The organism is Streptomyces sp. NPDC002785, from assembly GCF_040295565.1.
Lineage (GTDB): Bacteria > Actinomycetota > Actinomycetes > Streptomycetales > Streptomycetaceae > Streptomyces.
The window spans coordinates 1-5,945 of record NZ_JBEOVN010000304.1; the positions used below are offsets into that span (position 1 = coordinate 1).

5 protein-coding genes are annotated in these 5,945 nt (G+C 69.8%); 2 read left to right on the forward strand and 3 right to left on the reverse strand.

The genetic code is table 11. The annotated features are described in order from the left end of the window. Positions 1 to 156 precede the first annotated feature (156 nt). Positions 157 to 867: a nitroreductase family protein gene (locus ABTZ94_RS35785; RefSeq protein WP_351207341.1), complete on the forward strand. Its 711-nt coding sequence runs from the start codon at positions 157 to 159 to the stop codon at positions 865 to 867. Positions 868 to 980: 113 nt separating this feature from the next. On the opposite strand, the gene pruA is transcribed toward ABTZ94_RS35785, so the two are convergent. Together pruA and ABTZ94_RS35795 are read right to left on the reverse strand one after the other, a co-directional pair. Continuing rightward, on the reverse strand, positions 981 to 2,612 hold the full coding sequence (pruA, locus tag ABTZ94_RS35790; RefSeq protein WP_351207343.1) for an L-glutamate gamma-semialdehyde dehydrogenase: 1,632 nt from the start codon (positions 2,610 to 2,612) through the stop codon (positions 981 to 983). A gap of 47 nt (positions 2,613 to 2,659) precedes the next feature. After that, positions 2,660 to 3,586 carry a proline dehydrogenase family protein gene (locus ABTZ94_RS35795; protein ID WP_351207345.1) on the reverse strand — a complete coding sequence of 309 codons (927 nt, stop codon included), beginning with the start codon at positions 3,584 to 3,586 and terminating at the stop codon, positions 2,660 to 2,662. A 179-nt stretch (positions 3,587 to 3,765) separates the two neighbouring features. On the opposite strand from ABTZ94_RS35795, the gene ABTZ94_RS35800 reads away from it, so the two are divergent. Continuing rightward, on the forward strand, positions 3,766 to 4,908 hold the full coding sequence (locus tag ABTZ94_RS35800; RefSeq protein ID WP_351207347.1) for a PucR family transcriptional regulator: 1,143 nt from the start codon (positions 3,766 to 3,768) through the stop codon (positions 4,906 to 4,908). Positions 4,909 to 5,044: 136 nt separating this feature from the next. Here ABTZ94_RS35800 and ABTZ94_RS35805 read toward each other — a convergent pair whose 3' ends face one another. Further along, entirely contained in the window at positions 5,045 to 5,635 is a 591-nt protein-coding gene (locus tag ABTZ94_RS35805) for a TetR/AcrR family transcriptional regulator (protein ID WP_351207349.1), read from the reverse strand. Between the last annotated feature and the right edge of the window lie 310 nt (positions 5,636 to 5,945).

Below are 5,945 nucleotides of genomic sequence, written 5' to 3' on the forward strand. Positions count from 1 at the left end.
CCGCACGGGAGTCGGCCCCGAGAAGGGCCTCCGTGCTCCCGGGCCCTCGGTACGGGCCCATGACCTGCCCGCTCTGCGGACACCGACCGGCCGGACGCGCCGTTTCTGTCCGACGAACCCCTGGTCCGGACCTGCCGTGGCCGCCACACTGCCGACATGTCTGACACCACAGCCCTGCCCCCGCGGTGGACTCCCACCCATGGAGAGCCGTACCGGCCGGTCCCCTACCGTCCCGAGCGGGCCCCGGCCGATGAGTGCCTTTCCCGTTCCGCGGACTTGCGACGGCGGATGGACGAGCGCAGAACCGTACGCCGGTTCTCCGCGGATCCCGTGCCGGAGCAGGTCGTGAAGGACGCGATCGCCTGCGCCGCGACCGCACCGTCCGGCGCCCATCAGCAGCCGTGGACGTTCGTCCTGGTCAAGGACCCGGAGGTGAGGCGGCGCATCCGGGAGGCGGCCGAGCACGAGGAGCGGATCAGTTACGACGGCAGGCTCGGCGAGGAGTGGCTGGCGGCGCTGCGCCCGCTGGGCACGGATTCCGTCAAGGCCCATATGACGGATGCCCCGGCCCTCGTCGTGGTGTTCCAGCAGCGGTACTGGATGGGCGAGGACGGCACCCGGCGCAAGCACTACTACGTCGACGAGTCCGTCGGGATCGCGGTCGGGATGCTGCTCTCGGCCCTGCACCTGGCGGGCCTGGCCGCGCTGATCCATACGCCGAGCCCGATGCGGTTCCTGCGAGAGGTGCTGGACCGCCCGGAGAACGAGAAGGCGTTCGCGGTGATCCCGGTCGGGTATCCGGCGGACGACTGCGAGGTGCCCGGCCTGGTGCGGAAGTCCCTGGACCAGGTGCTCGTGGAGATCTGAACCCGCCGGTCCGAGCGCCGGTCCAGATGGAAACCGCCTCCCGGCCGGCAGGGGAACCGGGCGGGAGGCGGGAATCATGGCGGGGCGCCGGGGGTGCGGCGCCCCGGGGGGGGTCAGCCCTGGTGGGGGTAGGTGTAGTCGGTCGGCGGAACCAGCGTCTCCTTGATGGCCCGGGTCAGGGTCCAGCGCTGCAGGTTCTGCGGGGCGCCCGCCTTGTCGTTCGTACCCGAGGCCCGGCCGCCACCGAAGGGCTGCTGGCCGACGACGGCACCGGTCGACTTGTCGTTGATGTAGAAGTTGCCCGCGGCGTACCGCAGCTTCTCCATCGTGTGCGCGGCCGCGGCGCGGTCGCCCGCGATGACGGAACCGGTCAGCGCGTAGTCGGAGACCGACTCCATCTGCTCCAGCATCTCGTCGTACTTGTCGTCCTCGTAGACGTGCACGGCGAGGATCGGGCCGAAGTACTCGGTCGTGAAGACCTCGTTCGAAGGGTCGCCGCACTCGATGACGGTCGGGCGGACGAAGTAGCCCACCGAGTCGTCGTACGTGCCGCCCGCGATGATCGTGCAGGACGGGTCGGACTTGGCGCGGTCGATCGCGGCCTTGTTCTTGGCGAACGAGCGCTCGTCGATGACGGCACCGATGAAGTTCGACAGGTCGGTGACGTCACCCATGGTGATGGAGTCGACCTCGGCCGCGAACTTCTCCTTGAAACCGGAGTTCCAGATGGAGGCCGGGACGTACGCACGGGAGGAAGCCGAGCACTTCTGGCCCTGGAACTCGAAGGAGCCACGGGTCAGCGCGGTCTTCAGCACGGCGTGGTCGGCCGACGGGTGGGCGACGACGAAGTCCTTGCCGCCGGTCTCGCCGACGAGCCGCGGGTAGGTGCGGTAGTTGGCGATGTTGTTGCCGACCGTCTTCCACAGGTGCTGGAAGGTGGGGGTCGAACCGGTGAAGTGGATACCGGCCAGGTCGCGGTGGTTCAGGGCCACCTCGGAGACGGCGATGCCGTCACCGGTCACCAGGTTGATGACGCCCTTGGGCAGCCCCGCCTCCTCCAGGAGCTGCATCAGCAGCACGGCGGCGTGGGTCTGCGTCGGGGACGGCTTCCACACCACGACATTGCCCATGAGGGCGGGGGCGGTGGGCAGGTTGCCCGCGATGGCCGTGAAGTTGAACGGCGTGATCGCGTAGACGAAGCCCTCCAGCGGACGGTGGTCCATGCGGTTCCACACGCCCGGCGAGTTGGCCGGGGGCTGCTCGGCCAGGATCTGGCGCGCGTAGTGGACGTTGAAGCGCCAGAAGTCGACGAGCTCACAGGGGGTGTCGATCTCGGCCTGCTGGGCGGTCTTCGACTGGCCGAGCATCGTGGATGCGGCCAGCGTCTCGCGCCACGGGCCGGCCAGCAGCTCGGCGGCGCGCAGGATGATCGCGGCGCGGTCGTCGAAGGACATCGCCCGCCAGGCCGGGGCGGCGGCCAGCGCGGCGTCGATCGCGTCCTGGGCGTCCTGCTGCGTGGCGCCGGCGAACGTGCCGATGACGGCCTTGTGGTTGTGCGGCTGTACGACGTCGAAGCGCTCGCCGCCGCCCATCCGCTTCTCGCCACCGATGGTCATCGGAAGGTCGATCGGGTTCTGGCTGAGCTCCTTGAGCTTCGCCTCCAGGCGGGCGCGCTCCGGGGAACCCGGGGCGTAGGAGTGGACCGGCTCGTTGACCGGCGCGGGGACCTGAGTAACAGCGTCCATGAGTGCCTTGTCTCCTTGTGTCAGGGGGTGAGGGTCAGCCGGGCAGGTCAGCCCTTGGTGAGGATGGAGCGGCCGAAGAACAGCAGGTTCGCCGGCTTCTCCGCGAGGCGGCGCATGAAGTAGCCGTACCAGTCGGTGCCGTATGCGGTGTACACGCGCATCCGGTGGCCCTCGGCCGCGAGCCGGATGTGCTCGTCGCTGCGGATGCCGTAGAGCATCTGGAACTCGTACTCGTCCAGCTTGCGCCCGGCCTTCCGGGCCAGCTCCTGGGCGATGGCGATCAGACGGGGGTCGTGCGACCCGATCATCGGGTAGCCCTCACCCTCCATCAGGGTCTTCAGGATACGGACGTACGCCTTGTCGATCTCGGCCTTGTCCTGGTACGCGACGGAGGCGGGCTCCTTGTAGGCGCCCTTCACAATGCGGACGCGGCTGCCGGCGGCGGCCAGGCGGCGGGCGTCCTCCTCGGTGCGGAACAGGTACGCCTGGATCACACAGCCGGTCTGCGGGAAGTCCTTCCGCAGCTCCTCGTGGATGGCGAACATCGAGTCGAGGGTGGTGTGGTCCTCGGCGTCCAGCGTGACCGTGGTGCCGATCGCGGCGGCGGCCTCGACGACCGGGCGGACGTTGGCGAGCGCGAGCTCGTGGCCACCGTCCAGCGACTGGCCGAACATGGAGAGCTTGACGGACATCTCGGCCTTGGTGCCCAGGCCCAGAGCCTTGAGGTGCTCGATCAGTTCCAGGTACGCGTCGCGGGCGGCGGCGGCCTGCTCGGGAGTGGTGATGTCCTCGCCGACCACGTCGAGGGTGACTTCGAGGCCCTTGTCGGCGGCGTCCTCGACGACCGGGACGACCTGGTCGACGGTCTCACCGGCGATGAACCGGTCGACGACCTGCTTGGTGCCAGGTGCGGCCGAGATGAAACGGCGCATCTTGTCGCTGCGGGACGCGGCGAGAATCACGGGACCCAGCACGGGGCACCTCCACGGAAAGTACGAACGAAGGCCGTACCGGCAGAAAGGGAACAGACCGGCACAGCACGGAGAACCACCGTGAAATCTAAGGATCCCTCCGATGGTGTGCCATCGACAGCTGTCACGCATCCAATCCCGGGATCTCAGACATCTGTCTGAAGGGGTGCGAGAATGGCTGAGTGAAGGGCGATTACCAGGAGCTGGTCGACGAGATCTCCGGGCTGCTCGGCGCCCCCGCGACGCTGGAGAACCGGGATTTCGGCCTGGTCGCCTTCGGCGCCCACGACAGCGACGACGACACGGCGATGGACCCGGTCCGCACCCGCTCGATCCTGACCAGGCGCTCCACGCCCGCGGTCCGTGCCTGGTTCGAAGGCTTCGGCATCACCCGCGCCACCGGCCCGGTCCGCATTCCCGCCGCCCCGGAGGCCGGGGTGTTCCGGGGCCGCATCTGTCTGCCCGTACGCCATCGGGGTGTCGCGCTCGGTTACGTATGGCTGCTCGACGCGGATCCCGGGCCGACCGACGAGCAGCTGAGAGCGGCGATGGAAGTGGCGGCCCGGATCGGGGGCCTGCTCTCCGACGAGGCGCGGGCCGGCACGGATCTGTCCCGGGAGTTCGGTGCGGTCCTCACCGCCGGCCGGGGCTGGCAGCGTGACATGGCGGTGGCCGCGCTGCACGAGGCACTGGGACAGGACGCGGAGGGTCTGCACACGGTGGTGTGCGTGACCCCTTGGACCGACGATCCGCCGTCGGTCCGTACGGTGTCGTCGGCATCGGCGCTGACGTCGGTCCCGGCCCCCGGGGCCGCCGGGGGACCCTCGCTGGCCGCGCTGATCCGACTGCGCTCCACCGACGTCCTCGACCCGGCGCTCACCGCCGCGGACCGGCTGCGTTCCTCCGCGGACCGGTACGCCACCGCCGGGGTCGCGGTGCCCCGCCGCGGCCTGGCGGACCTGGCCGCGGCCTGGCACGAGGCGTCGGCCGCGGCCCGCGCGTCGGCGGCCGAGTCACGCTTCGGCCCGGTCGCCGAGTGGTCGGCGATCGGCCCGTACCGGCTGCTGACCGCGCTCCCCGCAGAAGCGGCCACGGACCCCACGGTCCGCGCCCTGCTCACCCCGCCGCACAAGGATCTGGCCCGCACCGCCGAGGTGTTCCTCGACTGCGCGGGCCAGGCGTCCCGTACGGCCTCCGCACTCGGCATCCACCGCCAGACGCTCTACTACCGGCTCTCCCGGGTCCAGCAGCTCACCGGCCTCGATCTCAACGACGGCGAGGACCGGCTGCTGCTGCACATGGCACTCAAGCGCGCGCGACTCTGATCCCGCGCGTCACCGCCGAGCCCGACGCATCCGAGAGCCGCCTTCAGCCCGTCCGGGCTTCGAGAACGGCCCTGTCAACCCGGGACCCGGACCCCGGGCACTCAATCCGGCCCGGACGCCGACTCCAGGCCTCCTCCTACCGGACCCGCCCTTCGAGCACCGCATTCAGACCGTCCGTCAGATCCTGTGCGGACGGCGCCGATTCACTGTCCATCAGCCACTGCACCATCACACCGGCGAGCAGCGCCTGACAGAACAGCCCGGCCACCCGCGCCTTCTCCGGGTCCGTCTCCGGGTCGATGCCGAGCATGTTCTCGGCGAGCCCGTCACGCCCCTCGCGCTGCGGACCCGCCAGGGCCTTCCGCAGCTCCGGGTCCTGGTCGATCCGGGAGACGACCTCCATCTGGAGCTGCCAGACGGACCGGGTCTGCTCATAGCTGTCGATCACCCGCTCCCAGGTGTCCCGGAACTGGTCGAGCGGCGAGCGGGGCGCACCGTCGCCATCGTCCGCGGCCCCGTCCGGCTGCTCGGTGAGCACATCGCCCCACTCCTCCGTCACCTTGAGGAAGGCGAGGTTGAGCAGGGCCTCCTTGGAGCCGTAGTGATAGCCGATGGAGGCGAGGTTCGTACCGGAGGCGGCCACGATGTCGCGTGCCGTCGTCCGGCTGTACCCCTTCTCCAGCAGGCAGCGCTTGGCGCCTTCGAGCAGATCCTCACGGTGTCCCATGACAGCAGCGTACCCGGCATGCAGACGTTCGTGTAAGACGAATGTCTAAGGGCTGTCCCGTAATCCCTGGTGGATCAGCGCGCGGCGTCAGATGCGGTGCATCGCAAGGCGGAGGGACGTCCGCATACTGGATGTATGCGGACGTTTCGACAACGCGGCGAGGTGCCGTAGCTGTCGTCGTGCGCCCGTCAGGGATTACGGGACAGCCCTTAGTACCCCTCCCGGCAAGCTTTGCCCCGTCGCGCCGCCCAGCACGCACTCCCCCAAGGCCTTAAGGGCCAGGGGGGACCCCCTTCCGCGTTGGCCAAAA